14 protein-coding genes and 1 pseudogene are annotated in these 14,092 nt (G+C 44.5%); 9 read left to right on the forward strand and 6 right to left on the reverse strand.

The features are described from left to right. Positions 1-451: 451 nt before the first annotated feature. Together ACTIE0_RS19180 and ACTIE0_RS19185 are read left to right on the forward strand one after the other, a co-directional pair. Positions 452-1,642, forward strand: a pseudogene (locus ACTIE0_RS19180) (group II intron reverse transcriptase); the annotation flags it as partial. A gap of 302 nt (positions 1,643-1,944) precedes the next feature. Next, on the forward strand, positions 1,945-2,421 hold the full coding sequence (locus ACTIE0_RS19185; RefSeq protein ID WP_006621229.1) for a universal stress protein: 477 nt from the start codon (positions 1,945-1,947) through the stop codon (positions 2,419-2,421). Between the two features lie 75 nt (positions 2,422-2,496). Here the strand turns inward: ACTIE0_RS19185 and ACTIE0_RS19190 are convergent, their stop codons facing one another. Together ACTIE0_RS19190 and ACTIE0_RS19195 are read right to left on the reverse strand one after the other, a co-directional pair. Continuing rightward, positions 2,497-2,796 (reverse strand): 2Fe-2S iron-sulfur cluster-binding protein, encoded by a 300-nt coding sequence (locus ACTIE0_RS19190; RefSeq protein WP_006620154.1) that lies wholly within the window; start codon positions 2,794-2,796, stop codon positions 2,497-2,499. Between the two features lie 144 nt (positions 2,797-2,940). Then, positions 2,941-5,007 (reverse strand): TolC family protein, encoded by a 2,067-nt coding sequence (locus ACTIE0_RS19195; RefSeq protein WP_006621231.1) that lies wholly within the window; start codon positions 5,005-5,007, stop codon positions 2,941-2,943. Positions 5,008-5,151: 144 nt separating this feature from the next. On the opposite strand from ACTIE0_RS19195, the gene ACTIE0_RS19200 reads away from it, so the two are divergent. Beyond that, positions 5,152-5,292, forward strand: a complete 141-nt coding sequence (locus ACTIE0_RS19200; protein WP_228116488.1) for a hypothetical protein — start codon at positions 5,152-5,154, stop codon at positions 5,290-5,292. A 73-nt stretch (positions 5,293-5,365) separates the two neighbouring features. After that, positions 5,366-5,818, forward strand: coding sequence for a helix-turn-helix domain-containing protein (locus ACTIE0_RS19205; protein WP_006669855.1), 453 nt, complete (start codon positions 5,366-5,368; stop codon positions 5,816-5,818). Positions 5,819-5,888: 70 nt separating this feature from the next. Here ACTIE0_RS19205 and rimM read toward each other — a convergent pair whose 3' ends face one another. Next, positions 5,889-6,527 carry a ribosome maturation factor RimM gene (gene rimM / locus ACTIE0_RS19210; RefSeq protein ID WP_006621234.1) on the reverse strand — a complete coding sequence of 213 codons (639 nt, stop codon included), beginning with the start codon at positions 6,525-6,527 and terminating at the stop codon, positions 5,889-5,891. A gap of 75 nt (positions 6,528-6,602) precedes the next feature. On the opposite strand from rimM, the gene ACTIE0_RS19215 reads away from it, so the two are divergent. The 5 genes from ACTIE0_RS19215 (at position 6,603) to eno (ending at position 11,356) form a co-directional block, all read left to right on the forward strand. Continuing rightward, positions 6,603-7,898, forward strand: a complete 1,296-nt coding sequence (locus ACTIE0_RS19215; protein WP_006621235.1) for a tetratricopeptide repeat protein — start codon at positions 6,603-6,605, stop codon at positions 7,896-7,898. 31 nt (positions 7,899-7,929) lie between these two features. Continuing rightward, the gene (locus tag ACTIE0_RS19220; protein WP_006621236.1) at positions 7,930-8,463 is read left to right on the forward strand and encodes a hypothetical protein; all 534 of its coding nucleotides are present in this window, start codon (positions 7,930-7,932) and stop codon (positions 8,461-8,463) included. A gap of 2 nt (positions 8,464-8,465) precedes the next feature. Continuing rightward, complete coding sequence (locus ACTIE0_RS19225; protein ID WP_006621237.1) at positions 8,466-8,867, forward strand: ribosomal maturation YjgA family protein; 402 nt, start codon at positions 8,466-8,468, stop codon at positions 8,865-8,867. Positions 8,868-9,038: 171 nt separating this feature from the next. After that, complete coding sequence (locus ACTIE0_RS19230) at positions 9,039-10,046, forward strand: 2-hydroxyacid dehydrogenase (RefSeq protein WP_006621238.1); 1,008 nt, start codon at positions 9,039-9,041, stop codon at positions 10,044-10,046. Positions 10,047-10,081: 35 nt separating this feature from the next. Further along, positions 10,082-11,356 carry a phosphopyruvate hydratase gene (gene eno / locus ACTIE0_RS19235; protein ID WP_006621239.1) on the forward strand — a complete coding sequence of 425 codons (1,275 nt, stop codon included), beginning with the start codon at positions 10,082-10,084 and terminating at the stop codon, positions 11,354-11,356. Positions 11,357-11,415: 59 nt separating this feature from the next. On the opposite strand, the gene ACTIE0_RS19240 is transcribed toward eno, so the two are convergent. Genes ACTIE0_RS19240 through rsmA form a run of 3 tightly spaced genes read right to left on the reverse strand, consistent with a single transcriptional unit; the run spans position 11,416 to position 13,628 of the window. Continuing rightward, positions 11,416-11,784, reverse strand: coding sequence for a DUF3082 domain-containing protein (locus tag ACTIE0_RS19240; RefSeq protein ID WP_006621240.1), 369 nt, complete (start codon positions 11,782-11,784; stop codon positions 11,416-11,418). Positions 11,785-11,814: 30 nt separating this feature from the next. Then, a complete protein-coding gene (gene ispE / locus ACTIE0_RS19245; RefSeq protein ID WP_006621241.1) occupies positions 11,815-12,762 on the reverse strand; it encodes a 4-(cytidine 5'-diphospho)-2-C-methyl-D-erythritol kinase in 948 nt (315 codons plus the stop codon). A 41-nt stretch (positions 12,763-12,803) separates the two neighbouring features. Continuing rightward, positions 12,804-13,628 (reverse strand): 16S rRNA (adenine(1518)-N(6)/adenine(1519)-N(6))-dimethyltransferase RsmA, encoded by an 825-nt coding sequence (rsmA, locus tag ACTIE0_RS19250; RefSeq protein WP_006621242.1) that lies wholly within the window; start codon positions 13,626-13,628, stop codon positions 12,804-12,806. Between the last annotated feature and the right edge of the window lie 464 nt (positions 13,629-14,092).

The following is a 14,092-nucleotide window of genomic DNA, read 5'->3' on the forward strand; positions in this document are numbered from 1 at the left end:
CCTACACAGACCTTTAAAAGTACCCCGGTGGATAGGACAAATCTAAAGATGGAATGCCCGCATAGATGGAACGTTTAAACCCCTCATTGGCTCTCAAGTGGCGGGATGTACCCGTGGAGTAGTGAAAAAGTGTAAGCGTATGCCTTTAAGGGGAAAGGATGTGATGGAAAGCTAATGCCTAACTGTAATGGTTAGGATATGCCCACTAATCACGGTGTGGATATAGAGACCGCGATAAGTAAGAGTTTAATGGCGAAAGCGAGTTTAAAGACTAACGCAAGCATATAGCTTTGAAAGTTGAGGTCATAAAGCAGGGGGTTGTAACCCTGTTCCCAGTGACAAAAGGGGTATCTACATCAGGAGCCGTGTGCTGGGAAACTTTCACGTATGGTTCTGAATGGGAGGGGATGGTGGTGACTCCATTCTCGACCCCTAACAAAATGCTCTTACCGTGAACCATGATTACTTACTGTCCAAAATTCATTGTCCCAGCATAATCAAACGCAACCTGAAACAATGGTTAAAAGCGGGAGTGCTAGACAACGGTGTATTCAAGGATACAGAAGCAGGGACACCACAAGGAGGGGTGATTAGCCCACTCCTAGCCAACATTGCACTGGATGGGATGGCTAGGTTAATTGAAACAATGTATCCCAAGAAAAAGGGAGTAATACAAGCAACCACAATAAGATACGCCGATGATTTCGTAGTAATATCACCTTCACTCGATATCATTGAACAGTGCAAAACTGCAATTTCCAAATGGTTAAAACCTGTAGGACTAGAAATCAAACCTGAAAAGAAAAGAGTGTGTCATACACTAAACCCCATACAATACGAGGGTAAAACTGAAGAGCCAGGATTCGATTTCTTAGGATTTAATATCAGACAATACCCAGTTGGAAAATACAAATCTGGAAAAACAGGTGGAATGGCAAGCCGACTCATCGGACATAAAACCTGCATAAAACCCAGCAGAAAAGCAGTTAAAGCCCACACAGAAGTGATTAAGGGTGTAATAAAAAAACATAAAATAGCACCCCAGTCAACCTTGATAAGTAGACTTAACCCGATAATACGGGGATGGTCAAATTACTACTCAGGGGCAGTTTCAACCGAAACCTTCAGTAAACTAGACCACATAGTCTGGCAAATGTTAAGGGCATGGACAGCTTCAAGATGCGGAAAGGCAAACCACGATAAGTTAGGAAACTACTTCAAACGTGGAAAAATTAAACTTAGCAATGGAAAAGAAAGACAGGAAACTTGGTTATTTCAAACCAGAGATGGACTCACATTATGGCAACATGATTGGACTCCATTGGTCAGACACACGCTAGTTCGCCCGGACGCGACGCCATACGACGGAAATTGGACTTACTGGGCAACCAGAAAAGGACAAGCAATCGATACACCGACAAGAGTAGCCAAACTACTCAAAAAGCAAAAAGGTAAGTGTGCCTGGTGTGGGCAATACTTCACCCCATCAGATTTAGTTGAGGTAGACCACATTGTACCTCGAAGCCAGGGTGGTAAAGATGAGTACAAGAACCTTCAGCTATTACACCGCCACACCCGCGATGACAAAACAGCCCTAGATGAGGCTGATGCTGTGTCCTTAACAGAGGAGCAATCAAACTAGGAGCCGTGTGAAGGGAAACTTTCACGCACACCTTTTAAATTGGAGGGGTAGGTCTATCTCGACCCCTAATTGAATTGAAAATCGGTTATTTTTCCTGCCTCTGTAGGGTTGTTATAGGGTGTACCCGTCTAGTGTTTTCCCCAAGACTTAGTTTCAGAAATCTTATAGATGATGAGTAACGGAGTCGGGTGTGAGATTCCTGTTAAATTGCTTCAGGAAGACGAAAGAGGGAAACAATGAGCCAGAACCCTTGAGCGATAGCCCTTGAGAAGTAGGGTATCAATATCAAAGGGAGTTGAATCATGGCATATCATAGGATTTTAGTAGCGCTAGATAGATCGAATCATAGCGAACTGGTTTTAGAGCAGGCGATGGAACTAGCGCAAAACAACTCAGCGGAACTAATGATTTTTCACCGCCTGGAGGTGAGCGAACCGGACCCCTATGGTTTTAGCGATCTTCATGCGACTAATATTGCTCGTTACTCGCGAATTATGCAGGATCGGCTAGAGAGTGAACTGGACCAGATCCGCAGTTGGCTAACAAGTTGTACTCGTCGTGCTACGGACCAGAATATCACTGCTGACTGGAATTGGAAAATGGGGGATGCGGGGCGGTGCATTTGTCAAATAGCCAAAGACTGGAATGCGGATCTAATCGTGGTAGGACGCAGGGGATACGAGGGGGTAATTGAGGCGTTGCTGGGAAGTGTGAGCAACTTTGTGGTTCATCGCGCCCCCTGTTCGGTTTTAGTAGTACAGAGTAGCGATCGCCATTAAGAAAACATTAAGATCAAACGAAATCAAATAGCGATCGCCCAAATGGGAACAGAGTCCCGGTAAGTTTAAACGGATCTATTTAGGTTTAGTTCTAACACTTACCGGGCCATTAACAGTAGTTTGACAAGCCAAGCGGTAGGTATCAGGTTTTTTCTTGAGCATTCGTTCTTCCACCGGAGTTTTAGGGGAGAGATTTTCCATACCCTCAACCACTTCCACAATACAAGTACCACATTGACCGTAGCCGCCACAGTTGAGGAGTTTTCCCTTTAAGGTATACAAATCAATCTGATTTTCCATCGCTTTGAGTCGGAGATTTGCGCCATCAGCGGCAATAACTTCGCGGTTTTCGTTGACAAAATTGATGTTAGCCATGATGAATTTTTGAATCTAGGAAGGTTAGGTTGACAGAGATTTTGTTGTTATCAGACAAGGCTTTGAGGAAAGGAAGTTTCCCAAAGTGTCTACCAAATAATCCGTTTTTGGGGAAACCGACATCCTTGGACAAGTGAATTGCAGTTAAGGTTGATCTTGAAGGATATTATCGGGGAGATTGCTAACAAATCGCCTCAATTGAGCCAGAGCGCGGTTATAACCAATAATTGCTCTGAGTAACTGGTTTTGGGCGCGAGTGAGGCTAGTTTCTTGGTTAATGACATCAGTTTGAGTACCGACACCAGCTTGGAAACGGAGTCTAGCCAATCGGAGAGCTTCTGTAGCCTCCTCAACGCCTAAGTTAGCAACTCCAATGTTCTCAAAACTAGCTTGTAGGTTAAAGAAGGCCTCTTCAATTTCTCGGCGGATCTGGTTGCGGGTTTGGGAAAAGCGTTCTTCAGCGATCGCTATACCAAGTTCCTGTTGTCTAGCCCTAGACCTAGCCGCACCCCCATCAAAGAAATTCCAACGTAGCTGTAGTTGAACATTATAACCATCAGCCCAACCCTGAGCCGCAAAGCGATTAGCGTCATCAGAAAGCTGTCCAAGAACGTTATAACTAGCGGAACCAGTTAAATTAGGTCGAGTTGCAGATAAAGCCTGTCTGCGTCTTTCTGCAGCTAGATTACGGTTAACTAACTGTGTTTCCAACTCGGGGCGATTCCTATAGGCGAGGATGATAGTTTCATTGAGGGTAAATTCCCAAGTTCCCGCCAAGGATATCGGGTCTGCTGCGACTAAATTGACATTTTGACTGACATTTAATAGGCTAGCGAGATTGCGCCGAGATGTTCTTTGGGTGCTAATAGCGCTAGTCAAATCCTGCTGGGTGCTGGCGAGGGTAACACGAGCCTGTAAAACCTCAAACCGAGTACCCACCCCAGCGCGTTCGAGGGCTTCTGCATCCTCCAAACTTTTTTGAGCATTGCGAACAGCGGCGCGCTGAATTTCGACTTCCGCATCGGAGGCTTGTAGGTTATAGTAGGTTTGGGCGACGCTAAGATAACTTTCTTCAATCACCCGTTCGAGTTCTAACTCTGCGGCTCGCAGTTGCTGTTCGGCTTCTCTAATTCGCGATCCTCTGGCTCCACTTAAACCAAAATCATATTGAATTTGCAGGGAGTTATCAAAGCTGGTAGATCCAAAGGGGATCTGAAAGGAGGTTGTGTCAACTTCACCTCTAGCGGCGGCTTGACGGCGTTGATTGCGAATCCGACGATTTTGGGCGCGGGTGGATATGGTGGCTCCTGCTGTTTCGGAACGGGTCAAGCTGGAGGTGAATGATAGGGAAGGGAACAGTTCTGCTTGAGCAACTCGCAACCCCGCGAGATTTTGCTCAACCTGGAGTTGTAGAACTTGGATTTCTGGGCTGTTGCGCCGCACCAAATCAAATGCTTGTTCTAGGGTAATCGGAACGGTTTCTTCGATTTCTACTTCCCCAGGTTGACTGGGAAAATGCAGGGGGTTAGTGCTGGGTAAAACTATTGAAGGTGGTTCAGTGCGTAAGGTTCCATCTGGATACCTTTGGGGGTATGGCTCGGTAGGGGGTGTCAAGTCAGGGATTTGAATTTCTGGTGTATCTACTTGGGACAGTTGTACTGGTGCTGTCAGATTATTTGCGATCGCAGATTGACCATGAGAATTGTTACTGATAGCCACTTCTTGTGAGGGGCTTTCGGAAGATACCTCTGTGGCGGAGTTTACATCAGTTGAGGGGGCGATCGCATCATGGTTAGGAGACTTAGCCTGATATTTTCCCGGCAAGTCTACTGATTCTAAGGCTAACCCATCATGGTTAGGAGACTTAGCCTCATATTTTCCCAGCAGGTTGGGGGGGGTTTCCATGAACCCGTCGTTACTCAAGGTTTCTCCAATGGTGTCATGGGAAGACAATTCTGGAGTCTGTGGGTCAATTTGACCAGCTACAAGGCTAGTGTCGTTAGGTTCATGGTCAGTAATGGGGGTTTGAGCAGTTGGTGAGGCTACAAATTTGGTTGGTTTTTGCTTGAGAGTTGATTCTTGAGTTAGAGGATGGTCAGATAAGCTATCCTGGGACTCAACAGGCGAAGGCACTGCTTCTCCCTGCCCAACATTGAACAACACAATTGCTCCACTCACTCCCACAGCCATCAAATAGCGAAGAACAGGCATAATTTTTTCAATATAGTCAGTCTGCAAGTCCAGAACTCATTTTAAAGCAAGGTTGAAGTATTACTCGAAAATGCCCAATATTAATCGCCATTTTCGGGAATGATGGTAATTTTCACAGGCCTGGGGGCGTTGTCAGATGGGGCATTGAGGGGTGTTTTCATTAATGCGATCGCTTTTGCCAATCAAAATCTCCGTATTTTTACGGACATTTTAGCAGTGATTGGTGTTCACAATTCAAGAAATGTCCGAGAAATTACTGTTGGTGTTTCTGGGAATTTATCTTAACCTGAATATAGGGGCTGCCAATTAGTTAGCTGTCAGCCTGACTATTACAAAATTGCTCCATCCCACACCTGCTATGATGATGAAACCGATATCGTTCTCCGAAAAAAATTTACAGGATATCCCCCAACTGCTTCGTCAACTCCGGGGAGATTTAGAGTTGTCCCAAGCCGAAATGGCGCAATTCCTGGGTGTATCTGCACAAACTATTAACCGCTGGGAAAATGGACATTCTCAACCTTCCGCCATCTCGATTAATTTGATGCAACATAAGTTAAGTTCTTTGGATTCTCTCAAGGATATCAAAACTGTTAAGGCTAATTTATCACAGCCTAGTAATAGTCTGCGACAGGCTGATGTAGCCCGCATTCTTAATGTTTCGTTTCAGCGAGTGCAGACTATTAGGAAGCGACATTACATAGAATTTACCTGGGATAATACTATTGATGCTTGGGTGACATCTCGGGAAGAAGTACAGCGCTATATTGACAATAAAGGGAAGCGTCGGAAACGAACAATTGATAATTAATGAATTGAGCACAGCCCTGGAGCCAAGGCCTACTTGGTCTCTAGTATTACCTGATAATATTCGAGGGGGGCTATGTTTGCGATTCGATTAAGCCTTGGGGAGGGGTGATTTCCAAACGGCGATTCTCTAAATCCACAACGGGGACGATATCCTTAACAAAGGGAATTAATACGGTTTTGGGTTGCTTTGCTTTGGTTTGGAAATGGCGCTTGCGACGTTTATTTTGGGGAATTTTCTCTAGTTTAGCTTGTCGTTCTGTATCGGTGGCGAGGTCTTCCTCGGTGGGGGTAAAATTTAACTGGACCTCTAACAAGTCATTTCCGGCGGGGATGACATCAATAACTGTACCGATCATGTCTTGGGTGTCTTGATTAAAGACTTCTAAGCCAATCAGGTCTAATACATAAAACTCATTATCGTCTAAATGGGGGCGCGCGCCATATTGAATGAATAGGCGACTATCCCGCAAGGCTTCCGCTTGTTCGCGGGTTTCCACCCCTACCATTTCAATAGCATAGAGTCCTTTTCCAGGAATAAACCTCCCCCCCAGAAGTTCTACGGGTGATGGTTCATTTTGTCCGGGTTTTTGTAGCCAGCGGGTTCCGGGTTCGATAAATCTTTCCGGGAAGTCAGAATTTGGATATACCCGCATCTCGCCATCTAAACCCTGAGCAGCTACAATTTTACCAATTTCGATCCAATCAGACATCTAGCCAGTCTCCTGAACCCCGACACAACACATGATAAGATTTCAGCATTTTAACCAGCATTGGCTTAGTAACTTATGACGCGGAGTTCTCGACAAGTTCCCATTTTCTCCCTACCGGGGGGAACTATCAAGCATCGTATCCCACAACAACAAGCTAGTTTAGCTGTGATTCCTATTCTACTATCTTTGGGTACGACTACAATTTTTGTGGAACCTCTACAGTGGGACGGGTCTAGGTCGAGTTCCCACATTGTAGCTCAGGCGGTAACTGAGTCGGACTGGGAATTGCGCGATCGTGTTCAAACTGAGGTAGATAGTTCTTTTCGCCGCACTCTGGCTTTATTGAATTTAGTGCTAGTGTTCCTATTTTTGCTCCCAACTATCGCGGGGGTGGGAGTCTGGTTTTTGCTGTCTAAGTTGACGGATCAAGTATTTATTGTTCAGCAAGAAATTGAGAGCCTGAAAGCTGATGCTATTGGTCAAATTGAACAGAGTATTAATGAGGCGAGAAATACTCTCTATCAATTGGAACAAAATACTACTAAGGCTGATGAAGCTATCGAGAGTCTCAAGGTGCAAACTATGATTCAAGTCCCTGAGTCGGAGACTGATGATTCCCTAGTCTCGCCAGTCTCGGAGACTACCCAAAACGCGATCGCTAATAATTCCGCTGGGATATCTGATGATTCTAATTCTCAGACTCCTGAGACGGCTGAGACTTCTGAGGATAAGGAAAAAGAACCGGAAACCCCTAGTCGTGATCGCATCATAGCTGAGGCTCATGAGCTGGCTAAACAGGCAGAAAAGTTATTTTTGTCAAATCAATTAGAATCGGCAGTAGATGCTTATAATCAGGCGTTAAAACTTGAGCCTAATTTGGCGGAAGTTTGGAATAATCGAGGGGTGGTGTTAACCAAACTCAAGCGCTATCAAGAGGCGATCGCTTCCTATGAAAAAGCCATCCAAATTCGCACAGATTATCCTGATGCTTGGAGTAATCGTGGGGTGGCTTTAGGGAAACTTAATTATTATCAAGCCGCGATTTTTTCCTATGACCGGGCGCTCGCTTTAAAACCTGATTATTTAGATGCTTGGAATAATCGCGGTCAAGCCTTGATGAATTTGGAACAGTATGACGAGGCGATCGCTTCTTATAATCAGGCTGCTAAAATTCGTCCTAATTTTTATAAAATCTGGTACAATAAGGCTCGTTGCTATGCCCTCACGGGGAATCGAGAATTGGCGATCGAAAACCTTAAACGCGCCCTGCGGATTAACCCAGATGCCGTGCAAAAGTTTGCTCAACAAGAACCTGATTTTGCCGGCATTTGTCAGGAACAAAGATTTCAACAATTGCTGAAAACTAAATAATTAAAGTTAGGTATTGGGAGATTGACTAAATATGATAAATTTGACTAAAACCTATCTCTATATGGTGGCAGGATGGCTGTTATTGATGGGTTGTTCGGGGGTATCATCCGCAGCTATACCGTCAGAAATTCAGGAATTAAACCCGACAGATATCTGGGCGCAAAATCCCTCTTTTATTAACCGTAACTCCGCGAGTCAACGCTTTTTAATTCAGAAAGAAGTTAACCATACCAGGAAACGGTTAAATCCTTTTTTGAATACATGGATATTGATAGCCGTGTTAATTCCTAGTACCATATCAATCACAATTTTAGTCTGGTTTTTCCGACAAGCACAACAGGTTAAAGCCTGTTGCCAAAACCTAGAAGCCTATAAAGAAGAAATCCTGGAACAGATTAGATATATGACCGAAAATGCTCAGGATATTATTGATGAACTTGATGCTACTGTCAATCTTAGCGAGGTACAAATAGAGGTAATTGCATCCCAGATTCAATCTTTATCTATTGAGGATGGCAGCAACTCTGCTTTTACTGTGGAAACCGAAAATTTAGAAGTTAAATAATCATGAAACGCTATCGCTTAATAATCTTGATGTGTTTAATAATTGTGATTCCCATTGGCTGGTTTAGTAAATTTTATAGCGGGCCATTTGATGGGTGGATTAACGATTCCGTATCCTCGATATTTTATGAGATGTTTTGGGTGTGGTTAGTGGTATTAATCTGGCCGCATCTTTCCCCCATATCCGTAGCGGTGGGGGTATTTATTGTTACCTCAATTTTGGAATTTCTGCAATTGTGGAATCCGCCCATTTTGGCGATGATGCGATCGCATATTATCGGGAAACTCCTATTAGGAACTACCTTTGATTGGTGGGACTTTCTTTATTATGCTATAGGTTGTATCTTGGCGGCTTTAGTATTAATTACTGTCCGAAATAAGATCGGACTCCCAAATCATCAATAATACTATCAAGATTTGCCTACAAAATTTCTGCTCAATAGAGATTTTCTTAATCTTTTTTTAAGTTCAATACCTTGACCTATCCCATATAATACGGTCAAGTAAGCAACCAAGTTAGGGCGATCGCCTGGTAAGCTAGTAGGGACAATTGTTGAAGAGGTTTATAACTTGACTATGAAAGTTGCTGTTTTTGGTAGCCAGCCCTACGATACTAAATTCTTTGATGCGGCTAATGCCCAAGGAGGAAGTCCCCATGAGTTAGTTTACTTTGAAACCAGGTTAAGGGCGAAAACCGCCTCCTTAGCCGCTGGTTTTCCGGTTGTTTGCGTTTTTGTGAATGATGAAGTAGATGCCACCACCCTAAAAACCTTAGCAGCCAATGGCACTAAATTAATAGCCCTGCGCTGTGCTGGATTTAATAATGTTGACCTGAAAACAGCAGAAGAAGTAGGTATTTCTGTAGTTAGGGTTCCAGCTTATTCACCATATTCAGTAGCTGAACATACTGTGGGTTTAATCCTTACATTAAACCGGAAACTGCACAAAGCCTATAACCGAGTCCGGGAAGATAACTTTACCCTGAATGGTTTACTAGGTTTTGACCTACATGGTACTACCGTTGGCGTGATTGGCACTGGCAAAATCGGGATGATTTTCGCTCAGATTATGCACGGTTTTGGCTGTCATCTTTTGGGTTATGATGCCTACCCTAACGATGATTTTATCAAGTTAGGAGATGCCCGATATGTAGATTTGCCGGAACTGTTTTCACAGTCAGATATTATCTCTCTGCACTGTCCCTTATTACCAGAAACCCATCACATTATTAACCAAAATGCGATCGCTCAAATGAAGCGAGGGGTCATGTTAATCAACACCAGTCGCGGACCTCTGGTTGATACAGTTTCTGTCATTGAAGGGATAAAATCCGGGATAATTGGCTACTTGGGAATTGATGTGTATGAACAAGAGGAAACACTTTTCTTTGAAGATTGGTCCGATGAAATTATCCAAGATGATACATTTCAGCTACTCCAATCTTTCCAGAATGTTGTGATTACAGGTCATCAGGCATTTTTTACCCAAAATGCCCTAACTGCCATTGCCGAAACCACCATGGCGAATATTAGTGAATTTGAGGAAGGCAAACCACTAACCAATCCGGTTAAACTACCTCATTAACCATCAAACCATCTTAATCAATTAAGGAGAAATTAATGTACATTGACGAAATTATTGCTGGCGAGATTCTTGATTCTCGTGGGAACCCCACCGTGGAAGCCGAAGTAATTTTAGAGGACGGAACCCGTGGGAGTGCCTTAGTTCCCTCTGGCGCTTCAACGGGAGAAAAAGAAGCAGCAGAATTACGAGACGGCGACCCGAAACGCTATGGCGGCAAAGGGGTTCTAAAAGCCGTTGAAAATGTCAATAATCGTATAGCCCCGGCTTTAGTTGGTATGGATGTCACCCAACAGCGGTTAATTGATTTAACCATGATTGAACTGGACGGCACACCCAACAAATCCCAAATGGGGGCTAATGCAATTTTAGCGGTTTCCTTAGCCGTAGCGCGCGCGGCTGCTAATTACTTAGGAATTCCCCTATATAGGTATTTAGGGGGCAGCAACGCTTGTGTATTGCCCGTTCCTTGCATGAATGTAATTAACGGTGGGGTTCACGCCGACAATACTGTTGATTTCCAGGAGTTTATGATTGCTCCCCATAATGCCCCCAATTTTGCGGAATCTATCCGTATGGGTGTGGAAACTTTCCATAGTCTTAAATCGCTGTTGAAAAAGAAAGGATTAAGCACTGGAATTGGCGACGAGGGTGGATTTGCGCCTAACTTAAAATCTAATGATGAGGCGGTTGAGTGTATTTTAGAGGCGATTACGGCGGCGGGATATAAGCCAGGTGAGGATATTTCCATCTGTCTCGACCCAGCCACTTCGGAATTGTGGAAAGATGGTAAATATCTGTTTTTCAAATCAGATCAATCTACTAAGACTCCTGAAGAAATGGCGGAATTGTGGAAAAGTTGGGCTAATCAATACCCGATTATTTCCATAGAAGATGGTATGGGAGAAAATGATTGGGATGGTTGGAAAGTGCTAACTAATTCCATTGGTGATAAGGTGGAACTGGTGGGGGATGATTTATTCTGTACTAACCCGGCTATTTTGGCAGAGGGTATTCAAGCCGGAATTGCTAATTCAATTCTGATTAAGGTTAACCAAATTGGGACTTTAACGGAAACTTTAGATACAATTGAGTTGGCGAAAAAACATAATTACAAGTGCTTTGTGTCCCACCGTTCAGGAGAAACGGAAGATACTACTATCTCGGATTTGGTGGTGGCAACTTGCACAGGTAAAATCAAAACTGGTTCGGGTTGTCGCGGTGAACGGACGGCTAAATTTAACCAACTGCTACGCATTGAGCGAGACTTAGGAAAGGCTGCTAAGTTCGCGGGTCGTGCTGCCTTTGTGTAAGGTATAATTAAGTAAGGCGAAATCGGTGGAGACCAGGGGTTGACTGTCTCCACTGTTCGCTATTTTTCAGAGGCGGAATTTTTTTGGGTTAATCGGACAAATAAGACTTGGACGGTTAAGGCTAATAAACCCAAAGAGGCGATGGTAAATATTCCGGTAACTAAGGCAGCACCCCCAATTACTAAGGTGCGAATGGCTATGGAAATTTGCAGGGCGGTTCGATTATCGGAATAGATGTTTTGGTTGGCAAAAGTGTGAGCGATCGCTGCTGTTAGGGAATACATGGCGATCGCAAAACCCCCAGAAAACAATCCTCCCATCAGCACCTGAAAGGGGTTGACTGATGATAAATCCGGCGATAAATCACGGCGAGACTGGTCGCCGGAATCAGAAGTAGAAATTGATGATTTTTCAGGCAGATCAGACATAATTGATGCACTCTCAAAAAATAGGCAAGTTTAAGATTCAGCCAAATGAATACCTGTGGAGACAAATTTAGTAGTCCACAATAATAAATTCTGATTAGCGATTTGATTTTGGACAGCATCGGAAACCCGGTCAGCTTCCGCCTGACTCTCCACTAAAGCGAATACGGTCGGACCGGAACCAGACATCATCGCGCCCAAAACTCCTTGTGCGATAAACGCATCTCGCAGGTCTGCGACTTGGGGATATTCAGGTAAAGCGACTTTCTCTAAATCATTGTGCAACAACTGACCAATTTTAGCCCCATCACGTTTCATAATAGCTGCTACCATAGGTCCTGAATGCACCCGTTGCTGACGACTTTTCAGATCATCGGCTTCAGAAATGTATGAACTGCTGAACTGCTGGCGGTAGGTTTGATAAGCCCAAGGGGTGGATATAGCGATATTACGGAACTTAGCGAGGACCACATATAAGTTATCTAAATTCAGCAAGGGTGATAGTACCTCTCCCCGTCCGGTAGCTAGGGCTGTTCCGCCACTGATACAGAAGGGAACATCAGAACCAATTTCAGCGCCTAGGGTTTGTAGTTCATCTTGGGTTAAACCGAGATCCCAGATTAAATCTAAACCGACCAACACCGCCGCCGCATTGCTGGAACCGCCCGCGAGTCCGGCGGCTACGGGTATTCGTTTGTTAATTTCGATTTCGATACCGCCATAACGCGCCATCATATCGGGGAATTGTTTAACCATCAAGGCTGCTGCGCGATAGGCGAGGTTACTATGGTCGTTGGGGAGGCTAGGGTCGTTGGAGCGAATGGTAATGGCATCTATACCAATAGGGTTAATGGTAATGCGATCGCTTAAACTGATAGTTTGCAGGACCATAGCGAGTTCGTGGAAACCATCGGGGCGCGATCCGATAATTTCTAAATACAAATTAATCTTGGCGGGAGCAATTAAGGTGACAGAACGCATTAGTAGTAGTGTAAGGTAACACAAGGCAAGTTTACCATTGATTATTGAGGGGCTAATAGCAAATTACTGAGTTGAACCCATTGTTGTAGGCTGAGGTCTTCTGCGCGGACTTGGGGGTTGATGTCTAATGTTTCCAGCAGTTGGTTTAATGTTTGCGGTTCTACCTGGCTTTTGAGGTTATTGCGTAACATTTTGCGACGGGTAGAAAATCCTAATTTAACTAGGGTCTCAAGAAGTTGGGGGTTTTGGGCGGGGGATGCTATGGGACGAGGACGCAGGCGGACTACGGCTGAATCGACTTTAGGGGGCGGATAAAAGGCTGTGGCGGGGACATGACAGATCCAGTCACATTCGGCTAAATATTGGACTCTGACTGATAAGGCTCCAAAGGCTTTGGAACTGGGTTTAGCACAGAGGCGCGCGCCTACTTCTTTCTGTACCAGTAGCACGATCGCATCAAAGGGTTTAACTGCCGGTTTAGCAATAGTTCCCAGTAACCCTTCGATGATTGGTCCGGTAATATTATAGGGAATATTCGCCACTACCTTATTGGGGTTTTGGAATTTGGGAAATCCGCTCAGGTATCCATTCAGGTCGAAGTTGAGGATATCTCCTTGTAGCAATAGGAAGTTATCGATTTTGCCAAATTTTTTGGCTAGTTGAACACAAAGATCGCGGTCAATTTCCACAGCTACCACTGAGCTGACCTTGGGGAGTAGCCGTTCTGTTAATATACCTGTTCCCGGTCCAATTTCCAAGATGCGATCGCCCAGAGATAGATCCGCAGCTTCTAGGATATGGTTCAGGGTCGCAGGACTGCGTAGCCAATGTTGAGCAAATCGTTTCCGAGGTTGGGGGGAAGGCATAGTTCAGGTAGGTCCACGATACTGCGATGATTAGGATATCAGGAATTAGCCATCAATTGGTTGTTATTGATTCCCGTGGTCCTAGCCTAGGTCTGAGAATTTGGCGCAATTGCATCAAAGTTTACAGAAATCTCCAAGCCGACATCAAATTTTTACCCAAATTCAGATTTATGTGATATGATGCCGTTCATAGTAGATTGTTTTGTTGGCTTTTCAGTCAACACCTCAGTTCTACAATGGTTAGGTGTGAGAAGCGAGCGGAGGTCCTGGCTGTCCTCAAGTAGCAGCAATAAGCTGTTGTCACCAGAGGTCTGCTCGAGTTGCGCTTCAATCCACAAATTAAGGATGGTCAACTCATTATATGCACGCTTATTGGTGCATGATTCTAGTCAGCACCCCCGGCTGAAGCACGGGGGCTTCGTGCCCCCCTTTCAGGTAGCTGACCAGCTTAAGCCTTAACTGGC

It is taken from the genome of Limnospira sp. (assembly GCF_051859755.1).
GTDB lineage: Bacteria > Cyanobacteriota > Cyanobacteriia > Cyanobacteriales > Microcoleaceae > Limnospira > Limnospira fusiformis.

What these genes read in the sequence shown, in the direction of transcription:
- ACTIE0_RS19185 (WP_006621229.1), top strand. Translation starts at nt 1,945, where the DNA reads ATGGCATATCATAGGATTTTAGTAGCGCTAGATAGATCGAATCATAGC.
- ACTIE0_RS19190 (WP_006620154.1), bottom strand. Translation starts at nt 2,796, where the DNA reads ATGGCTAACATCAATTTTGTCAACGAAAACCGCGAAGTTATTGCCGCT.
- ACTIE0_RS19195 (WP_006621231.1), bottom strand. Translation starts at nt 5,007, where the DNA reads ATGCCTGTTCTTCGCTATTTGATGGCTGTGGGAGTGAGTGGAGCAATT.
- ACTIE0_RS19205 (WP_006669855.1), top strand. Translation starts at nt 5,366, where the DNA reads ATGATGATGAAACCGATATCGTTCTCCGAAAAAAATTTACAGGATATC.
- rimM (WP_006621234.1), bottom strand. Translation starts at nt 6,527, where the DNA reads ATGTCTGATTGGATCGAAATTGGTAAAATTGTAGCTGCTCAGGGTTTA.
- ACTIE0_RS19215 (WP_006621235.1), top strand. Translation starts at nt 6,603, where the DNA reads ATGACGCGGAGTTCTCGACAAGTTCCCATTTTCTCCCTACCGGGGGGA.
- ACTIE0_RS19220 (WP_006621236.1), top strand. Translation starts at nt 7,930, where the DNA reads ATGATAAATTTGACTAAAACCTATCTCTATATGGTGGCAGGATGGCTG.
- ACTIE0_RS19225 (WP_006621237.1), top strand. Translation starts at nt 8,466, where the DNA reads ATGAAACGCTATCGCTTAATAATCTTGATGTGTTTAATAATTGTGATT.
- ACTIE0_RS19230 (WP_006621238.1), top strand. Translation starts at nt 9,039, where the DNA reads ATGAAAGTTGCTGTTTTTGGTAGCCAGCCCTACGATACTAAATTCTTT.
- eno (WP_006621239.1), top strand. Translation starts at nt 10,082, where the DNA reads ATGTACATTGACGAAATTATTGCTGGCGAGATTCTTGATTCTCGTGGG.
- ACTIE0_RS19240 (WP_006621240.1), bottom strand. Translation starts at nt 11,784, where the DNA reads ATGTCTGATCTGCCTGAAAAATCATCAATTTCTACTTCTGATTCCGGC.
- ispE (WP_006621241.1), bottom strand. Translation starts at nt 12,762, where the DNA reads ATGCGTTCTGTCACCTTAATTGCTCCCGCCAAGATTAATTTGTATTTA.
- rsmA (WP_006621242.1), bottom strand. Translation starts at nt 13,628, where the DNA reads ATGCCTTCCCCCCAACCTCGGAAACGATTTGCTCAACATTGGCTACGC.